Below are 15,556 nucleotides of genomic sequence, written 5' to 3'. Positions count from 1 at the left end.
GGTGGGGTGGGGCGCTGTGCGCTCTTCAGGAGATGGGGCGCGGTGCCGCGGCGGATTAGCGTGTGCGCGGCGTGGAGGGGCCTGCATTCCTGTTCTGTGCACGGGTGCGGGCGCGGCGCGGGCGCGGGACCGGCAGGTGCGAGTGCGGTGGGGCAGCGGCCCGGCGGCGCTCGCGAATCAGGCAATGGGGCTCGGTGCCGCGGCGGATTGGCGTGAATGCGGCCTGGGGGGCCCTGCATTCCTGTTCTGTGCACGGGTACGGGCGGCGCGGGTGGGGCGCATGCGTGTGCGGGTGCGTGTGCGGGTGCGTCACGGGCGCGGCGCGCGTGCGGAGGGCTTGCAGCGCTCGCGAATCAGGCGATGGGGCTCGGTGCCGCGGCGGATCGGCGTGTGCGCGGCGTGGAGGGGCCTGCATTCCTGTTCTGTGCGCGGGAGTGGGCGCGGCGCGGGTGCGAGTCCGGCGGGTACGAGTGCGGCAGGTGCGAGTACAGCAGGGTTGGGGCCTGGCGGCGCTCGCGAATCAGGAGATGGGCCGCGGTACCGCGGTGGATCGGCGTAAGTGCGGCGAGGAAGGGCCCGCATTCCTGTCTTGCGAGCGCAGACGAGCGCAGCCACCCCGCACGACACCACCCCTCACGCGACGAGGCGCACCACCGTCTTCACGATCACGACACCCAGCAGCGCGAACCCCGTGAACACCTGAACACCCGTCAGGATCCGCGCCCGAAGCGTCAGCGACCTCGGCTCGGAGGCGGTCACGGCGAATGCCGTCCGCAGCGACAGCACGAGGTAGTCGCCGAAAGAAGGTGCCCACGCCGCGTCGATGTAGCGGCCCGGCCCAATGAAGTCGAAGTCGGCGGTGGCCAGCTGCTCGATCGGGCGATGCCGCCGGGCGTACGGCCCGCCGCGGTCGACCAGCCAGAAGACGAGCGCGAAGGCCAAGATCTGAGCGACACTGACCTGGGCTGCAGCGACCAGGAGACGGACGAGCCCCAAGGATCCCGGCTCACCGAACCCGATCATGACGTCGACGCCGGCTCCGACATTTGCCGACACCAGCAGCGCCGCGATGATCTGGGCCACGATGCCTGACCACCGCGCCGGGCGTTCGATCTGCTTCCAGTGCGCGATCGCGACCGACAGCGTGCCGACCACGAGCAGCCCGGCGATCGGGAAGCGGTGATCCACAGGGAACGTCTCGGGCACGGCCAGGTAGAGGAGCACCGCGACGCCGAGAGCCACCAGGGGCGGAGCCGTCGGCTCCCCAGGGGATCGGCGTCGATTGGGGCTCACGACGAGTCAGTGTAGGTGGCGGACGGCGCCGGGCTCGGGAAGCCGCCCCGCCCGAGCGGTGCCCGTCAGGGGGCGGGAACGAACACGAGGCTGCCGTTGTGTCCGCCGAACCCGAAGCTGTTCGAGAGGACGGGCCCCGGCTGCCAGGGTCGAGCCTTGACGGGGATGTCAAGGTCGATCTCGGGATCCTGGTGCTCGAGATTTGCTGTCGGGGGGATGGTCTTCGTGGCGATCGTCAGCGCGACGGCAACCGCCTCGACGGCGCCCGCGGCTCCGAACGAGTGGCCCGTCACGCCTTTGATGCTCGTGACGACGGGTCGGGTGGTGCCGAAGACGCGACTGACGGCCTCGCTCTCGGCCTTGTCGTTGAGACCGGTCGACGTGCCGTGGGCGTTGATGTGCGCGACCTGCTCGGGCGCGATGCCGGCGTCGTCGAGGGCGAGGCGCATGGTGCGCTCGGCGCCGGTGCCGCCGGGTGCGGGAGCGGTCACGTGATACGCGTCGGCGGTCGATGCGGCACCGTCGATCGTCATGTAGATGCGGGCGCCACGCGCGACGGCGTCGTCGTAGGGCTCGAGGACGAGCATGCCGGCCGCCTCCGACGCGGCAAGCCCGTCGCGATCGCGGTCGAAGGGGCGCGCGATACCGGTCTTCGAGAGGGCGCGCATGTTGGCGAACCCGGCGATGCAGACGGGAGTGAGGCTGGAGTCGGACCCGCCGGCGACGACGAGGTCGGCGGTGCCCTGGGCGATCATTCGCGCCCCGGCCGCGATACCGTCGGTGCCGGCGGCGCAGGCGGTCGTGATCGTCGTGGCGACACCCCGAAGGCCGTAGCGGATGCTGATGGCACCGGCCGGCGCGTTGGGCATGACCATCGGCACGGTGTGCGGCGAGACGAGACGCTCGCCCTTCTTGTCGAGAAGCAGAATCTGCTCGGCCAGCGTCTGAACGCCGCCCATGCCGGTGCCCAGAGAGACGGCGGCCCGATCGTGATCGATGGTGTCGATGAGCTCAGCAGTGTCGGTGGTGGACGGATTCGACGCCTCCAGGTCGACCTTGATGAGGCCGGCATCGCGGAGCGCCTCATCGGCCGCGACGACCGCCATGCGCGTGACGATGTCGGAGTTCTTCGCGTTCTTGTGACTCATGAGACGACGGGCATCGAGCTCCGTCTCGTCGACGCGACGCACGGCCAACGGAGCCACCGGTTCGAACAGGCTCTTCCAGAACGCATCGACGCCGATGCCGCCGGGGGTGACGACACCGATTCCGGTAACGGCGACTCTTCGATTCTGGACCGGCTTCATGCGTGTGGCTCTCCTTGACTGGTGACTGCGATCTCGTCGGGTCGCTCACTATTCAACACGGTCGGCCTCCGTCGCCGAGAGCGGAGTCGTCCAAGATTCGGCGCAGGGATTTGTATCGTCGGCGAGTGGTCAGGCGCCCTCGAAGCGCGATGACAGGCCCTGTGGGTGCAAGATGTTTCCATGCACGTGTCACTCTCCGGTCTGCGAACCCGCTGATGGTCGCCTCGTTCGTCAAAGCGGTCGGCGCCATCGTCGTCGGGGCACCCGTCGCGGTGCTGCTGGGGCTGACGGCCCGATCGGTCGCGAAACAGGAAGACGCCGCCGTGCCGGTGGTCGTCGCCTCCGAATCGCCGATCGTGATCACCGTGTTCAGTAACTGGCTCGACAAGCGCAGCCACGAGCACCTCGCGCCAACCTCCTTTAAACCCGGCTACTCGGCCTACGACCTCCGCGTCGAGAACCGCAGCGGCCAGTCCGTCAGGGGAGTGCACGTCGAGCTCGTCGAGACGGACGGCTCCGTGATCGGAGCCACCAAGATCGGGGAAGTCGCCGCGAAGGGCAGCTCCGTCTTCACCGCCAACAAGCCCTGGAAGCGCGCCCTCGACGCCGATCGCTCGCAGCCCACCCCGACCCTGCGCGCCGTCGTGACCTGGCGCGGGCCGAGTGGCCGCCTCCGTGCCGCCCTGCCTCTTCCCATGCGTCGCGTGCTCGGTGAGAAGCCCGCCGACATCCGCCGCCGCCACCGCGAGAAGGCGATCATTACCGGGCATGTGATGAGCTGATTTCTGCCTCACCGGGCTCGGCATAAGGGTTCCAGCGGGCCTCAGGCGTTGTTTTGCTGCCACGCCCGGCTGCGCCGCCGCTGTCTTCTGCCTCACCGGGCTCGGCACAGCAGTTCCAGGGGGCCTCAGGCGTTGTTTTGCTCCCGCGCCCGGCTGCGCCTCTGCCTCACCGGGCTCGGCACAGCAGTTCCAGCGGGCCCACGGCGTTGTTTTGTTGCCTCGCCCGGCTGCGCCTCTGCCTCACCGGGCTTGGCACGGCAATTCCAGGGGCCCACGGCGTTGTCTAATTGCCACATCCGGCTGCACCGCCGAGGGACGGCTACTTCCGGCGCAGCGAGGCCAACCAGGTCAAGCTCAGAATGAGGATCACAGCGACCCCGACCAGCCACGGCGCCGCAGCACCGGTCAGCAGATCTATGGCCGCGCCCGCCGCCAGGACGGCGGCCGCGACGATGGCGAGAGCGACCGGGACGATAAACGCCGGCCGCCGAGAACGTCTCCGTGAATCTGACACATGCTCATTGTGGCGGGGTCGCAGGGGTGTCGATAGACGGCAGAAGGGAGGACACGCGGCGCGGTCGGGCGGGTGCTAGGGCCGGCTGAGGATCCGAGGTGCGCGGGGTGGGTGGGCGCCGGTTCCTGCGGCGTGGAGGCCCCGCGGGAGCGCGGCGCTGAGGTTCGCACGTCAGGAACCCTGCTTTGAATCGTCCCAAGGGCGGCCAGGTCTCGCGGGGTCGCGAGCACATTTCCTGACTGGTGAGCACAGGCGGCGCCGACGGGTCAAGCCCCACCCGCACGCGTCAGCGCAGGCGCGCCCCGAGAGACCGGATTAGCTCGACGGCCCTGACCCGCACGACGTCGGCAGGCTCGGGCGCACCGTTGTCGACCCACTCGTGGATCGCCGAGCGCACCGCCCCGCCGCAGGTCGTGAGCAGCACTTCCGCCTCAGCCCGCGATACGGCTGCACCCGCACTGCCCATCTCGAGAATGGTCGTGGTCGCATTCACGAGCCCGTCGATCATTCGCGTCATCTGGATCATGTGCCTCGAGAACAGCTGCGGGTACCGCCGCAGCACCTCGAGGCGCTGATCGTGCAAGGCCTGCCCCTGGATCGACGGTCGGATCAGACCGATCAACAGCATCACGGTCGACTCGATCGGGTCGGCTCCGTCGGTGGCGCGGACGTGCTCGGCGATGTCGTCGGGGGTGAGTTCGGCATCGTGGATGCCGAGGATCGCGTCTTCCTTGGTGTCGAAGTAGTTGAAGAACGTGCGCGACGACACGTCGGCCAGGGCGCTGATCTCGTCGACGGTTGCTCGTTCCAGCCCGTTATGGAGCACGAGGTCGACGGCAGCCGTCTCGAGTCGGCGTCGCGTCTCTTCGCGTTTGCGATCGCGCAGGCCCGGTTTCACCGAAATCATGCCCACCATCTTCCCGTGTCTGCATTTTTTCGCAACTGAAAGACTGCAGTCGTGCAGAGGGGCCCGGAACGGCTTCAGGATCCGGCGCCCACCCCGCTCGGAACAACGTCGGGCGCGGTGCCAGCCCTGCGCGCGGCCGGCGCCCACCGGGCAGCCGCCGACCAGCGCCTACCGGGCAGCCGCCAGCCGGCGCCTACCGAGCAGCCGCGGTCGCCGCGAACGCGGCAGCCGACGCGACGTTCAGCTCGCCGAGCCCGGTGACCGCGTCGTAGCCCTTGCGCGTGACGAGGCTCGTGTCTTTGTCGAGGGTGACGGCGTAGGTGGCGTTCCAGCTGGAGTAGGCGAGGGTCGTGGCCCGGCCGCGCGGGGCGATGTCGCGGAACGCCGCGGGCGTCGTCTTCGCAACCGAGTAGAGCGTCGGGTTGGCGAAGCCGATCTGCGCGCCCGTCCGCTGCTGGATGATCGCCATCTGCGCCGCGACGAGGGGAGCTGCCAACGAGGTGCCGCCCGAGACGCTCATTTCGAACGCGCCGGTCGAGAGGGTCCGCTCGTTCGTGATCGAGCGGTAGCCGATCAGGAACCCGGTGAAAGGATCCGCGAGCGCGGCCACGTCGGGCGAGGTGCGCTGGCCGTGCGCCACCGACGACGGGACGCTCGACGCCTGGTAGCTCGGCTGGGTGAACGACGCGATCCGGCTCGGGCCGCCGCCGGCTCCACCGGCGAAGAGCGTGCCGGGCAGCTTCTTCTTGTAGTAGAGGGTGCCGTTCTTCTTCGAGACGGCGTTCAACCGGTTGCCCCAGCCGACGGAGAAGATGCGCGAGCTCGTCTTCGACAGGCCGATGCTGGTGCCGCCCACGGCGGTGACCCAGGGTGAGGAGGCCGGGAAGTCGGGGGCGGTGTAGGTGAGGTTCGCCTTCTCGTCTCCGTCGTCACCCGACGAGAAGTAGAGGCCGATGCCCTGGCCCGCGGCCTGCAGCTGCAGGTTCACCTCGCCGTTGATGTAGGCGGTCGATCCTGCACCGGTGGGCTCGCCGACGTTGCCGTAGCTGTTGCTCACGATGGTCGCGAGGCCGCGGTCGAGCACCTTCGACAGTGCGAGGTCGAGGCCGCCGGCGCAGTTGAAACCGCCCGCGTAGGCGATGTTCGCCTTCGGTGCCAGCGCATGGACCGCCAGGACGTCGAGCGTTTGCTCGCCCTGCCAGCCGCTCGGCAGCCCGCACGCGGTCTTGTCGCTGAACGAGGCCTTCGGAGCCGAGTAGTCGGTGTACTGGCCGGAGGTGAAGGCCGCCTCGCCCGTCTTCTTCGCGTAGCTGGCGACGTCGGTCTTGATGGTCGGCGAGGCGTAGGCGTCGATGATCGCGACCGTCTGGCCCGCGCCGTCGGAGGAGCCGGTGCCGTAGGCCCTGCGGATCTGCTTCGGCGAATAGCCGCAGTTCGCGGTGGCGACGCCGGTCTTGCCGTAGGTCTTCGGGAACTTCACGTAGCGCTGCCCGATGTAGGAGGAGCAGGGGGTCGTGACGGTAACCGCTTTGGGCGTCGCGAGGGTCTCGCGGAGCGACGACAGGGTCTCGGTCGGGGCGATCCCGGTGCCGGTTTCTGTGCCGGCGGCGCCCGTGCGGTTGACGCTCGAGGGTCGGGTGCGCAGGCGCCCCTGGTCGAGGCTGAGCCCGGCGATCCCGCTCGCCTCGGTCGCGCTGAGTGTCGGGGTCGTCGAGGGCGCGAGGAGCTTCTCGCCATCCACCCGGTAGGTCGCGAGAGTCGTGTTGAAGGCCTTGTTGATCGCGGTGACCGATCCGCGGAACACGATGTACTGCCGACTCTTCGGCGACCCCGTGATCGTCAGCTTCTTCGCCTTGAGGGCCTTCACCTTCGCGTCGAAGACGGTCTGCGTGGGCGCGTAGCTGTCGATCCACTGCTGCGGAGTGACGTACCGACGGTACGAAGGGCTCCGAGGATCCGAGACTGCCGCGGCCAGCGCCTTCGCCCCGGCCCGGTCGCGGAGTGCGAGGTAGAGCTGCCCCTCGACGATGGTGGTCTTCGACGCGGTGCCGGCGAGGTTCGCCTTCTTCGCCCAGGTCGGCACGGCCGACGAGAACGGCACGGACGTGGCGGCCGAAGCAGAGCCGGCGAGACCGAGACCGGCGACAGTCGCGACGGCCGCGGTGATGGCGACGGCGGTGCGGAATGCGCGATGACGCGACGAATTGGTGATCACAGACGGGTCCTTCCCCCAGAACAGGCGGAGCGGAGCCCCGAGGTCAATCTAGGTGCAGTCGGGGCGAACCACACGCCCCCCGGTCGGGGAGGAGCGCGTGCTCTCCTCCCCGTGGATGAAAAAGGCGCCGCCGGGCGGTGGGGCATGCCGTGCGGCTCTACCGTCGAACCATGCAGACACCCAGCCGCGTTCTCGGACGCACGACGACTCGGATCCTCGTGGTCGTCCGGCAGCTCGTCGCGCCGCTCGCGGGAACGCTCTTCTTCGTCCTGTGGTTCGTGGCGGAGTACAACCGCCACGGCGACCACCCGTCGCCCGAACTCTTCGCCCTCCTCGCGGTCGTGATCGCGCTGTCGGTGTGGATGCCGGTCGTCGCGATGGGGCTTGCGGTCGTGGTCGGCGTGCTCCAACTGGTCGGCCTCGTCGCCGCGCCGAATGAGAACACCTGGCCCGCCGAGGCTGCCGTCGCCTTCGCGGTCTTCTTCATCGCCGTGTTCCACCGGGGCCTGACGCGCTCGCTGGCGCTGCCGGCTCTCGCCGTTTGCAGCGTTCTGTTTGGAGTTGTCACGGGCGTGCCGACCGATGCGCGACCGTCGGCCTGGGGATCGTGGACGGGCTCGACCGGTCATCCCCGGCAAGACGCCCTGCTGCTCGCGCTCGGTGGTTTCGGGGTCGGGGTGGCGGCCTGGCTGCTCGGGGTGCTGGCGGCGTGGATCCTCAGCATGGTCGGGCGCGACGTCGAGCGCACCGGCGACGAGCTCGATCGCATCGACGTCGAGCTGCGGCTGTCGGAGGATCGGGCCCGCATCTCGCGCGACGTGCACGACGCCCTGGCGCACTCGCTCGCCGTGATCGTGTCTCAGGCGCAGGGTGCGGCCGCCCTCAGTGCCACACGGCCCGCCGTCGCGGGGGAGGCGCTCGCGACCGTCACCGACGTCGCACGGACGGCTCTCGTCGATGTGCGCAGCCTCGTCGAGCAGATCACGGGTGACGACGACACCACCGCACCCCGGGTCTCCCTCGGCGACGTGCCCGCGCTGGTCGAGTCGATGCGTCAGGTGGGCATGGGCATCACCCTCGCGGAGACCGGCGATGCGGCCGCGCCGCTGACCGAAGCGCAGGAGGTGGCGGTCTACCGCATCGTGCAGGAGAGCCTGACGAATGCCCTCAAGCACGCAGGATCCGACGCGGCCGTGCGGGTAGACATGGCGCGCGACGACACCGGGCTCCGCCTCGAGGTCGAGTCGTCGGGTGCCGGCCCCCTCGTGGCGTCCACGGGTCGCGGGATCGGCATCGCCGGAATGACGGAGCGCGCCCGCCTCGCCGGCGGCTGGCTGAGCGCGGTGCGCGAATCAGGAACCGGGTCGTTCTTCGTCACGGCCTTCGTGCCCGCCGCGCGCGGAGGAGAGCAGAATGCCTGAGTTGCGCACAAGCCCCTCGTCCACACGAGTACTCGTCGTCGACGATCAACGTCTCTTCTCGTCGGGAATGGCGATGCTGCTGGAGGCCCAGCCCGACCTGGTCTGCGTGGGCACCGCCGCGGACGGACGCGAAGCCGTCGAGGCCGTCCGGCGTGAGCGGCCCGACGTGGTGCTCATGGACCTGCGGATGCCCGTGCTCGGTGGCATCGATGCGACGCGCCGGATCCTTGAGCAGGCCCCTGTCGACGGCCCGCCCCGGATCATCGCGCTGACCACCATCCGCCGCGACGAGGCCGTCTTCGCCGCGCTCGCCGCGGGGGCCTATGCGTTCCTGACGAAGGACGCCGCGCCGGAGGTCGTCCTCGGCACCATCCGTGCGGCTGCCGTCGGGGCGCCCGCCCCCACCGACGACGAAGCGGTCGAGATCGTGCGGCAGTTCGCTGCGGCGCGTGGCGCCCACGAGTCGTCCTATCCGCTCCGCGAGCTCACCGCCCGCGAGACGGAGATCTTTCACCTCGTCGCACGGGGTCTCAGCAACCTCGAGATCGCGGCGCACCAGTTCGTCAGCGAGGCGACCGTCAAATCGCACGTGCGGTCGGTGCTCGCCAAGCTCGGCCTTCGAGGACGCATTCAGGTCGTCGTCTTCGCCTACGAACACGCCCTCGTGCAGAACGGAATGACCCCGTGAAGAATCCCCTCCGACTGTTTGGCGACCAGTGGATCGCCAAAACTGTCGTGCTCGCGGTCGTCGTGGCCGGCACAGCGGGCATCGCCGTCCGCAATCTGCCCGAGCCAGCAGATCAGACCCTTCCTGCACTCGCTTCGCCCGACGTGGCGAACTGGGCCATGCCGCTCGATCGGTACATCGAGGTCAACGACTTCTCATACAACTATGCCGAGTTGCTGCTCACCTCCGAGTGCATGGCGAAGCGCGGGGTGGACTGGTCGATTCCCTGGCAGGATCCCTCCAGCCTCGCGGCGCAATTCGCCGGACCCGAAGCAGACGTACTCCGGCCCACCGACGCGACTGCTGCCGCATCGCGCGCCTACCGGGCCGTGCGGCCGGATGGCTACTCGGCCTATCTCTGGTCGGAGTTCTTCTCCGGCGCAGGATCCCGCCTCACCGACAGCGAATCGACCGTCGAGAGCGAGTGCCTGTCGAAGATCCGCCGCACAGTGCTGCCCTCCGCCGAGTCCGACGACCGGGCGCAAGCCGCCTCGGACTTGGCCATCAGGCTCGGCACCGAGGCGTACAGGGGCGCGATTCAGGATCCAGAAGTGGTCGCCACCCTGCCCGCCTGGCGGTCGTGCCTCGCTGCCGCCGGTGTGCCGACGAGAACCGTCGAGCGGCTTCCGCCGGCCACCGACGGCGTGATCACCGCCGCCCTCCGCCGGGTGTTCGGCCCCGACGAGACCGGCGCCGTCATCACCACGCGCGAGACGCGAACCGCCACGGTCGACGTCGCCTGCCAGACGTCGTCGGGCTACCGGACTGCGCTCTACGCCGCCGAGACCGCGCGGCAGCGGAAGGTGACGGCGTCGGATCTCGCTGTCCTCCGGGCGGCACCGGTTGATCAGCGAGAGGTGCAGCGCGAGGTCGACCGGATCGTTCGCGAGCACCTGCCGAAGGAGCCGGCGCACTAGGTGACCAAACGGCGCCCACCCCGAGGGGTGAGCGCCGTTCGTATGAAGCTGCGTCGAGCTGCTTATGCGGCGAACGACAGTTCGCGCAGCTGCACGTCGTGCGCCTGCACGATGGTGCGGCTGGGCTCGTCGCGCCAGGCACGGCCGGGAACGACCCAGCCTTCGGCGCCGGTCGCCGACACCTGAGCACCGGGCATGACGTGCATGCCGAGCTCGGTACGGGGAAGACGGACGAGGAACTCGCGGGCGAAGCCGTCGACGACGACGAACTCCACGAGGTTGTCGTGGGTGAGGGAGGGGGCCGTGGTGACGGTCCCGTCGATTCGGATGAGGGTGATGGTGCTGTTCATGATGCGTTCTTTCGATGCTGGGTGGCGACCTGCCCTCGCGTGCCGAGCCGGTGGATCCTGGTGAAGAATCGGGCCCGGGGAGGGTGGTGTCGCACACGCCGAGTGTCGGCGTGCTGGTGACTTCGCGCTTCGACTTGGCAAGAAGACGACTTCATAGGTCGGTGACTTGCTATGCCTGTCGCGAGGACGGTGTGGATTCGGTGGAATGCGTCTCGGGAGAGGCGGTACGAATCGGTGGGTGCGAGCGAGATAGATAGTCTCGACTCAGAACACCGACGGCAACGATACCAGGGGTACACCTGCTAATCAAATCTGGAATGCCACCAAAGCGGGGGGTGTTCGATAGAGGCATGACTGACGAAACAGTTCCCACGATCACCCTGAACAACGGCAACACGATCCCGCAGCTCGGGTTCGGCGTTTACCAGATCGACCCCGCCGAGACGAAAGAGGCCACGCTCAAGGCCCTCGAGGTCGGCTACCGTCACATCGACACGGCCGAGATGTACGGTAACGAGAAAGAGGTCGGTGAGGCAGTCGCCGCGTCGGGCATCGCTCGCGAAGAAATCTTCGTCACCTCCAAGCTGAACAACGGCTTCCACGACCACGACGACGCCCTCAAGGCCTTCGACGGAACTCTGGAGGCGCTCGGCTTCGACTACATCGACCTGTTCCTCATCCACTGGCCGCTGCCCAAGGTGGGCGACTACGTCGAAACCTGGAAGGCGCTCGAAGAGATCTACGCCTCGGGTCGCGCCCGTGCCATCGGTGTCTCGAACTTCCAGGAGCACCACCTGCGCCGCCTCGCGCAGGAGGCCACTGTGACCCCGGCCGTCAACCAGATCGAGGTGCACCCGTTCCTCACGCAGGAGCCCCTGCGAGCCTTCGGCGCCGAGCACGGCATCGCCACCGAGGCCTGGTCGCCCATCGCCCAGGGCAAGGTGCTCGACGACGAGACCATCGTCCGCATCGCCGAGCGCGTGGGCAAGTCGCCCGCGCAGGTGACTCTCCGCTGGCACATCCAGCGCGGCGACATCGTCTTCCCGAAGTCGGTGACCGCCTCGCGCGTCAAGGAGAACTTCGAGCTGTTCGACTTCGAGCTGACCGACGGCGACATGACCGACATCTCCATGCGAAACAGAGACGAGCGCACCGGCCCTAACCCGGACGAGTTCAACTACATCCCTAGCTAGTCACTCCATCTAGCTCGAACGCCCCGTCGACTTCGGTCGGCGGGGCGTTCTCGTGTGTGCGGGGCGTGTTCGTGCGCTCCGACAGAACCAAGGATCCGACGGCTCGCGATCAAGGGAAGTACGAGTACCAGAGCGCCACGACCGCGATCGGCTGCGCTACAAGGCAGACGGCGAGGACGACACGGGGTCGCCACCGTCCGCGAGTCAGAGCGAGGTCGCCGAAGAGCGGCGCCATCGGAAGGAGGAGAAGTCGGATGAGGCTCTGCTGTGGGAGGAACACGGCAAACAGGTATAGGCCGTAGCTCGCTCCGTAGGCGAGGAGGTCGGAGCCGAGGGGTCGAAGAGACCGCCGCGAGATCCACAGCACGAAGAGTGCGGCGAGAACGACCGGCACCGCGAAGCCGACTGCTCCGAGCTTGGAGTGGAAGAACAAGAACCACGGTGTCAGGGGCAGGAAGTCGACGTAATCGATGTACTTCGACCACCACGCCATTTCTGTCTGAAGGTAGGCGTCGGGTACGCCGGTGACCACCCAGGCTATGACGGGCCAGGAGAGGCCTGCCGCTGCTATCAGGAGGCCGACGGTGACGGCTGCACGGAGTTCGTTGCGGGGAAACTTCTGACCGGACCGTAGCCGGAGGACGACGTGAATGCCGAGGGCGAGAGCGAGAGCGAGTGCTCCGGGTCGGGTGAACGCCGCGACGAGCGCGAAAGGCAGCATGATCCAGTAGCGCTGTTGGGAGAGAGCTATCAGCGTCGAAAAGGTCAGGAACGCGAACAGGCCCTCGGCGTAGCCCACCTGCAGCAGAAATCCGAGTGGGCTGAACGTGAAGAAGGCGACTGTCCACAGGGCCGGACGGTGACCGATCCGTGGCTCCACGAGTCGATAGAGCGCGTAACTGGCGGCTCCGCCGGCGAGGCAGGAGAGCATGACCGCCGCGGCACTGTAGCTGAGTCCCGTGACCGTGGCGACGAGTCCGGCGAGAACGCCGAAGACGGGCAGAAATGCCCAGGAGTTGTCGTCGACCCTTCCCTCGTCGGTGGTGGGCAGAGTCGTCGGGTATCCGACCGAGGCGATCTCGCGATAGTGCGTGCCATCCCAGAGAGTCAGGAAATCCAGGAACGAGCCGTTAGTCGACTCGGGGGAGAACGGCGTGAGCCCGAGATCGGTGCCGGCAAAGAAGACGCCCGCCAGCAAGCCGGAACTCCACAGCCGCGAGACGGCGAAAAGAACCGAAACGGAAACGATCGGGCTGAGCCGCACCAGGGAGGAGCGGCCTATTTGGCGGGTTTGACCAAAGCGTTCACGGGTAAGAGTCACTAATCCAAAATATCACTTTCAATCTAAAATACAAAGTGTTTGTCCTGTCGTGGGGTAGTGCCTGCGTGAGTTGGCCGGGGTCAGTGCAGATGAGTGGTCGCGAGGATTTGCTCCTCAGGAAAGAGAGCTCGCGGACGCCGTGGGCACTGGGCGGTGGAGCCCGCTCGCGCCTGGAATCCTGATGCGCGAACCTCTTCTCGCCTCGGGCCTTCAGAATGTCGGCGGCAGGGGGAATACTGACCAAACCACCACGTTCGATCCTTGACGCGTTCAGCGCCACGCGTCTCTCTCCCCCCCCCTCTTCACCGCGCCCGCCACGATCACTGGAATGCTCTTGACGAACGACACTGTCTCCACGCCGGCCGCCTCGCGCGGCACCTCACCTGGCGCCGCCTCGGCCGGCGCCACAGCGCCTGCCAAAGGCACTGCGCCTGCCAAAGGCACTGCGCCCGCCGGAGGCGCCTCTTCCGCCCCTGCCGACGACAGCGCCCGCAACCGCCTCGTCATCGGGCTGCTCATCGTCTCGGCCTTCGTGGTCATCCTCAACGAGACGATCATGAGCGTCGCCCTGCCGACCCTGATCATCGACCTGAAGGTTACGGCCGCGACCGCCCAGTGGCTAACGACCGGCTTCCTTCTCACGATGGCCGTAGTCATCCCGGTGACAGGTTTCCTGCTTCAGAGATTCCACACCAGGCAGGTCTTCCTGCTGGCGATGTCCCTGTTCAGCGTCGGCACCCTCATCGCGGCGATCGCGCCCGGGTTCTCCGTGCTGCTGATCGCCCGCGTCGTCCAGGCGAGTGGCACCGCGATCATGCTGCCGCTGCTCATGACCACGGCCATGACCCTGGTTGCGCCCGCAGCTCGCGGTCGCACCATGGGCAACATCTCGATCGTCATCTCGGTTGCGCCGGCCATCGGCCCGACTATCTCCGGCATCATTCTCAGCGCGCTCAGCTGGCGTTTCATGTTCATCATCGTGCTGCCGATCGCGGTCGTCGCCCTGATCCTCGGCGCAGTCAAGATGAAGAACGTCACCGTTCCTCGCAAGGTGCCCCTCGACGTCCTGTCGGTGATCCTGTCGGCCTTCGCCTTCGCCGGTCTGCTCTACGGTCTCGCGGGCGTCGGCGAAGCGGCTTCCGGGTCGCCGCAGCCGGTTCCTCCGCTCGTGCCCGTCGTGGTCGGCGTCGTGGCTCTCGCTCTGTTCATCCTTCGTCAGACCCGTCTCGCACGCGTGTCGTCGCCCCTACTCGACCTGCGCACGTTCCTGACGCGAAACTTCTCGATTTCCATCGCGATGATCGCCGTCTCGAGCATCGCGCTGTTCGGCACGCTCATCATCCTGCCCATCTACATGCAGTCGGTCCTCGGCCTCACGACGCTCACGACCGGATTGCTGCTGCTGCCGGGTGGGCTCATCATGGGTGTCCTCTCGCCCTTCGTCGGCCGTTTCTACGATCGATTCGGTCCGTCGACCCTGCTCATCGTCGGCTCGATCCTGGTCAGCGGAGCGCTCTGGACGATGGCGATGTTCTTGCACGCGGGCACTCCGGCGTTCATGATCCCGGTCACGCACGTGATCCTGAGCATCGGGCTGGCCATGACGTTCACTCCGCTGTTCTCGTCGTCGCTCGGCTCGCTCAAGCCCGAGCTCTACTCGCACGGGAGCGCGATCCTGAATACCGTTCAGCAGGTGATGGCGGGCGTCGGCACGGCGCTCTTCGTCACCCTGCTCTCGACAGGAGCCGCCTCCAAGATCGCCGCGGGCGCGAGTGATGTCGATGCCACTGCTGCGGGAGTCCAGATGGCGTTCCTCGCCGGGGCGCTGGTGTCGCTGCTGGCCATCGTCGCGAGCTTCTTCGTGCGCAAGCCGCCGGTGATCGAGGGCGCTCCGACGCCGATGGCGCACTGAACCCACTTCTCAGGGGCTAGCGGCACGGGTATGGAAGGCACGTTCGACGCGGTGATCCTCGCGGGCGGTCGCGCCTCCCGTCTCGGTGGCATCGACAAGACGGCACTCGTTGCGAAAGGCGCGACGTTGCTCGAGCGTGCCGTGCAGGCGGCTGCGGGTGCGGAACGAATCGTCGTCGTCAGCGCGCGACCCGGGCAAGTCGTGCCCTCGGCCGTTCTCTCCGCCGGTGAGGAGCCACCCTTTTCCGGCCCTGCGGCAGGCCTCGCCGCCGGGCTAGCTGCGCTGTCGCGTGATCGGCGAGGCTCCTCGTCGCGGTCGTCGACGTGGGTGCTGGTCCTGGCCGCAGACGTTCCGAGGGCCGCAGAGGCCGTGGTCGCACTACGCGAAGGGGTTGTCGACCGGTCCGGGCAAGACGACCCGGAGGGGTACGTTGCGGTCGACGATTCCGGTCGCAGGCAGCCACTGCTCGCGCTGTACCGGGCAGAGAGCCTCCGCGCCGCGGTTCGCGAGCACGAAGCTGCGGGCCAGCTCGCCGGGCTCTCGCTGCGGCGGCTCCTCGGCCCCCTCCGGGTGGTCGAGGTGCCGGTGGCGAGCGCGCTCTGTGCCGACGTGGACTCCCCGGACGACGCGCGGCGACTCGGTGTCAACCCTGTGGAAAACGCCGACGGCGATCTCGGGTGGGCTGATTGACTAGCTC

General features: G+C 68.0%; 14 protein-coding genes. 7 read left to right on the top strand and 7 right to left on the bottom strand.

The genetic code is table 11. The features are described 5' to 3' along the window. Nucleotides 1-633: 633 nt before the first annotated feature. Both VH571_RS01245 and VH571_RS01240 read right to left on the bottom strand, forming a co-directional pair. Complete coding sequence (locus tag VH571_RS01245) at nucleotides 634-1,293, bottom strand: hypothetical protein (protein WP_423262935.1); 660 nt, start codon at nucleotides 1,291-1,293, stop codon at nucleotides 634-636. Nucleotides 1,294-1,358: 65 nt separating this feature from the next. Beyond that, nucleotides 1,359-2,600, bottom strand: a complete 1,242-nt coding sequence (locus VH571_RS01240; RefSeq protein WP_423262934.1) for a beta-ketoacyl-[acyl-carrier-protein] synthase family protein — start codon at nucleotides 2,598-2,600, stop codon at nucleotides 1,359-1,361. 215 nt (nucleotides 2,601-2,815) lie between these two features. Between VH571_RS01240 and VH571_RS01235 the strand changes: the two genes are divergently transcribed. Then, complete coding sequence (locus VH571_RS01235; protein ID WP_423262933.1) at nucleotides 2,816-3,382, top strand: hypothetical protein; 567 nt, start codon at nucleotides 2,816-2,818, stop codon at nucleotides 3,380-3,382. Between the two features lie 319 nt (nucleotides 3,383-3,701). Here the strand turns inward: VH571_RS01235 and VH571_RS01230 are convergent, their stop codons facing one another. The 3 genes from VH571_RS01230 to VH571_RS01220 all read right to left on the bottom strand — a co-directional run bounded on the left by VH571_RS01230 (nucleotide 3,702) and on the right by VH571_RS01220 (nucleotide 7,018). Continuing rightward, nucleotides 3,702-3,896: a hypothetical protein gene (locus VH571_RS01230; protein ID WP_123941630.1), complete on the bottom strand. Its 195-nt coding sequence runs from the start codon at nucleotides 3,894-3,896 to the stop codon at nucleotides 3,702-3,704. A 286-nt stretch (nucleotides 3,897-4,182) separates the two neighbouring features. Then, nucleotides 4,183-4,803: a TetR/AcrR family transcriptional regulator gene (locus VH571_RS01225; RefSeq protein WP_423262932.1), complete on the bottom strand. Its 621-nt coding sequence runs from the start codon at nucleotides 4,801-4,803 to the stop codon at nucleotides 4,183-4,185. Nucleotides 4,804-4,996: 193 nt separating this feature from the next. Next, nucleotides 4,997-7,018, bottom strand: a complete 2,022-nt coding sequence (locus tag VH571_RS01220) for a S53 family peptidase (RefSeq protein WP_423262931.1) — start codon at nucleotides 7,016-7,018, stop codon at nucleotides 4,997-4,999. 170 nt (nucleotides 7,019-7,188) lie between these two features. Here VH571_RS01220 and VH571_RS01215 point away from each other — a divergent pair, with 170 nt between their 5' ends. Genes VH571_RS01215 through VH571_RS01205 form a run of 3 tightly spaced genes read left to right on the top strand, consistent with a single transcriptional unit; the run spans nucleotide 7,189 to nucleotide 10,083 of the window. Continuing rightward, nucleotides 7,189-8,439, top strand: a complete 1,251-nt coding sequence (locus VH571_RS01215) for a sensor histidine kinase (protein ID WP_423262930.1) — start codon at nucleotides 7,189-7,191, stop codon at nucleotides 8,437-8,439. After that, complete coding sequence (locus VH571_RS01210) at nucleotides 8,432-9,127, top strand: response regulator transcription factor (RefSeq protein WP_423262929.1); 696 nt, start codon at nucleotides 8,432-8,434, stop codon at nucleotides 9,125-9,127. Before VH571_RS01215 ends, VH571_RS01210 begins: the two co-directional genes overlap by 8 nt. Then, nucleotides 9,124-10,083: a hypothetical protein gene (locus tag VH571_RS01205; RefSeq protein WP_423262928.1), complete on the top strand. Its 960-nt coding sequence runs from the start codon at nucleotides 9,124-9,126 to the stop codon at nucleotides 10,081-10,083. Before VH571_RS01210 ends, VH571_RS01205 begins: the two co-directional genes overlap by 4 nt. A gap of 62 nt (nucleotides 10,084-10,145) precedes the next feature. On the opposite strand, the gene VH571_RS01200 is transcribed toward VH571_RS01205, so the two are convergent. Further along, nucleotides 10,146-10,433 carry a hypothetical protein gene (locus tag VH571_RS01200; protein ID WP_055959976.1) on the bottom strand — a complete coding sequence of 96 codons (288 nt, stop codon included), beginning with the start codon at nucleotides 10,431-10,433 and terminating at the stop codon, nucleotides 10,146-10,148. 350 nt (nucleotides 10,434-10,783) lie between these two features. Here VH571_RS01200 and VH571_RS01195 point away from each other — a divergent pair, with 350 nt between their 5' ends. Beyond that, entirely contained in the window at nucleotides 10,784-11,626 is an 843-nt protein-coding gene (locus VH571_RS01195) for an aldo/keto reductase (protein ID WP_423262927.1), read from the top strand. A gap of 109 nt (nucleotides 11,627-11,735) precedes the next feature. Here VH571_RS01195 and VH571_RS01190 read toward each other — a convergent pair whose 3' ends face one another. Next, the gene (locus tag VH571_RS01190) at nucleotides 11,736-12,824 is read right to left on the bottom strand and encodes a hypothetical protein (RefSeq protein ID WP_423262926.1); all 1,089 of its coding nucleotides are present in this window, start codon (nucleotides 12,822-12,824) and stop codon (nucleotides 11,736-11,738) included. A 451-nt stretch (nucleotides 12,825-13,275) separates the two neighbouring features. Here VH571_RS01190 and VH571_RS01185 point away from each other — a divergent pair, with 451 nt between their 5' ends. Beyond that, nucleotides 13,276-14,859, top strand: a complete 1,584-nt coding sequence (locus VH571_RS01185; RefSeq protein WP_423262925.1) for a DHA2 family efflux MFS transporter permease subunit — start codon at nucleotides 13,276-13,278, stop codon at nucleotides 14,857-14,859. 30 nt (nucleotides 14,860-14,889) lie between these two features. After that, nucleotides 14,890-15,549 (top strand): molybdenum cofactor guanylyltransferase, encoded by a 660-nt coding sequence (mobA, locus tag VH571_RS01180; protein WP_423262923.1) that lies wholly within the window; start codon nucleotides 14,890-14,892, stop codon nucleotides 15,547-15,549. The last annotated feature ends 7 nt before the right edge of the window (nucleotides 15,550-15,556 follow it).

The organism is Frondihabitans sp. 4ASC-45 (genome assembly GCF_049472575.1).
GTDB lineage: Bacteria > Actinomycetota > Actinomycetes > Actinomycetales > Microbacteriaceae > Frondihabitans.
Note: the sequence above shows the minus strand (reverse complement) of the source record. Positions and strands in the feature narration are given on the sequence as shown.

What these genes read in the sequence shown, in the direction of transcription:
- VH571_RS01210 (WP_423262929.1), top strand. Translation starts at nt 8,432, where the DNA reads ATGCCTGAGTTGCGCACAAGCCCCTCGTCCACACGAGTACTCGTCGTC.
- VH571_RS01215 (WP_423262930.1), top strand. Translation starts at nt 7,189, where the DNA reads ATGCAGACACCCAGCCGCGTTCTCGGACGCACGACGACTCGGATCCTC.
- VH571_RS01195 (WP_423262927.1), top strand. Translation starts at nt 10,784, where the DNA reads ATGACTGACGAAACAGTTCCCACGATCACCCTGAACAACGGCAACACG.
- VH571_RS01185 (WP_423262925.1), top strand. Translation starts at nt 13,276, where the DNA reads ATGCTCTTGACGAACGACACTGTCTCCACGCCGGCCGCCTCGCGCGGC.
- VH571_RS01225 (WP_423262932.1), bottom strand. Translation starts at nt 4,803, where the DNA reads ATGATTTCGGTGAAACCGGGCCTGCGCGATCGCAAACGCGAAGAGACG.
- VH571_RS01200 (WP_055959976.1), bottom strand. Translation starts at nt 10,433, where the DNA reads ATGAACAGCACCATCACCCTCATCCGAATCGACGGGACCGTCACCACG.
- mobA (WP_423262923.1), top strand. Translation starts at nt 14,890, where the DNA reads ATGGAAGGCACGTTCGACGCGGTGATCCTCGCGGGCGGTCGCGCCTCC.
- VH571_RS01240 (WP_423262934.1), bottom strand. Translation starts at nt 2,600, where the DNA reads ATGAAGCCGGTCCAGAATCGAAGAGTCGCCGTTACCGGAATCGGTGTC.
- VH571_RS01235 (WP_423262933.1), top strand. Translation starts at nt 2,816, where the DNA reads ATGGTCGCCTCGTTCGTCAAAGCGGTCGGCGCCATCGTCGTCGGGGCA.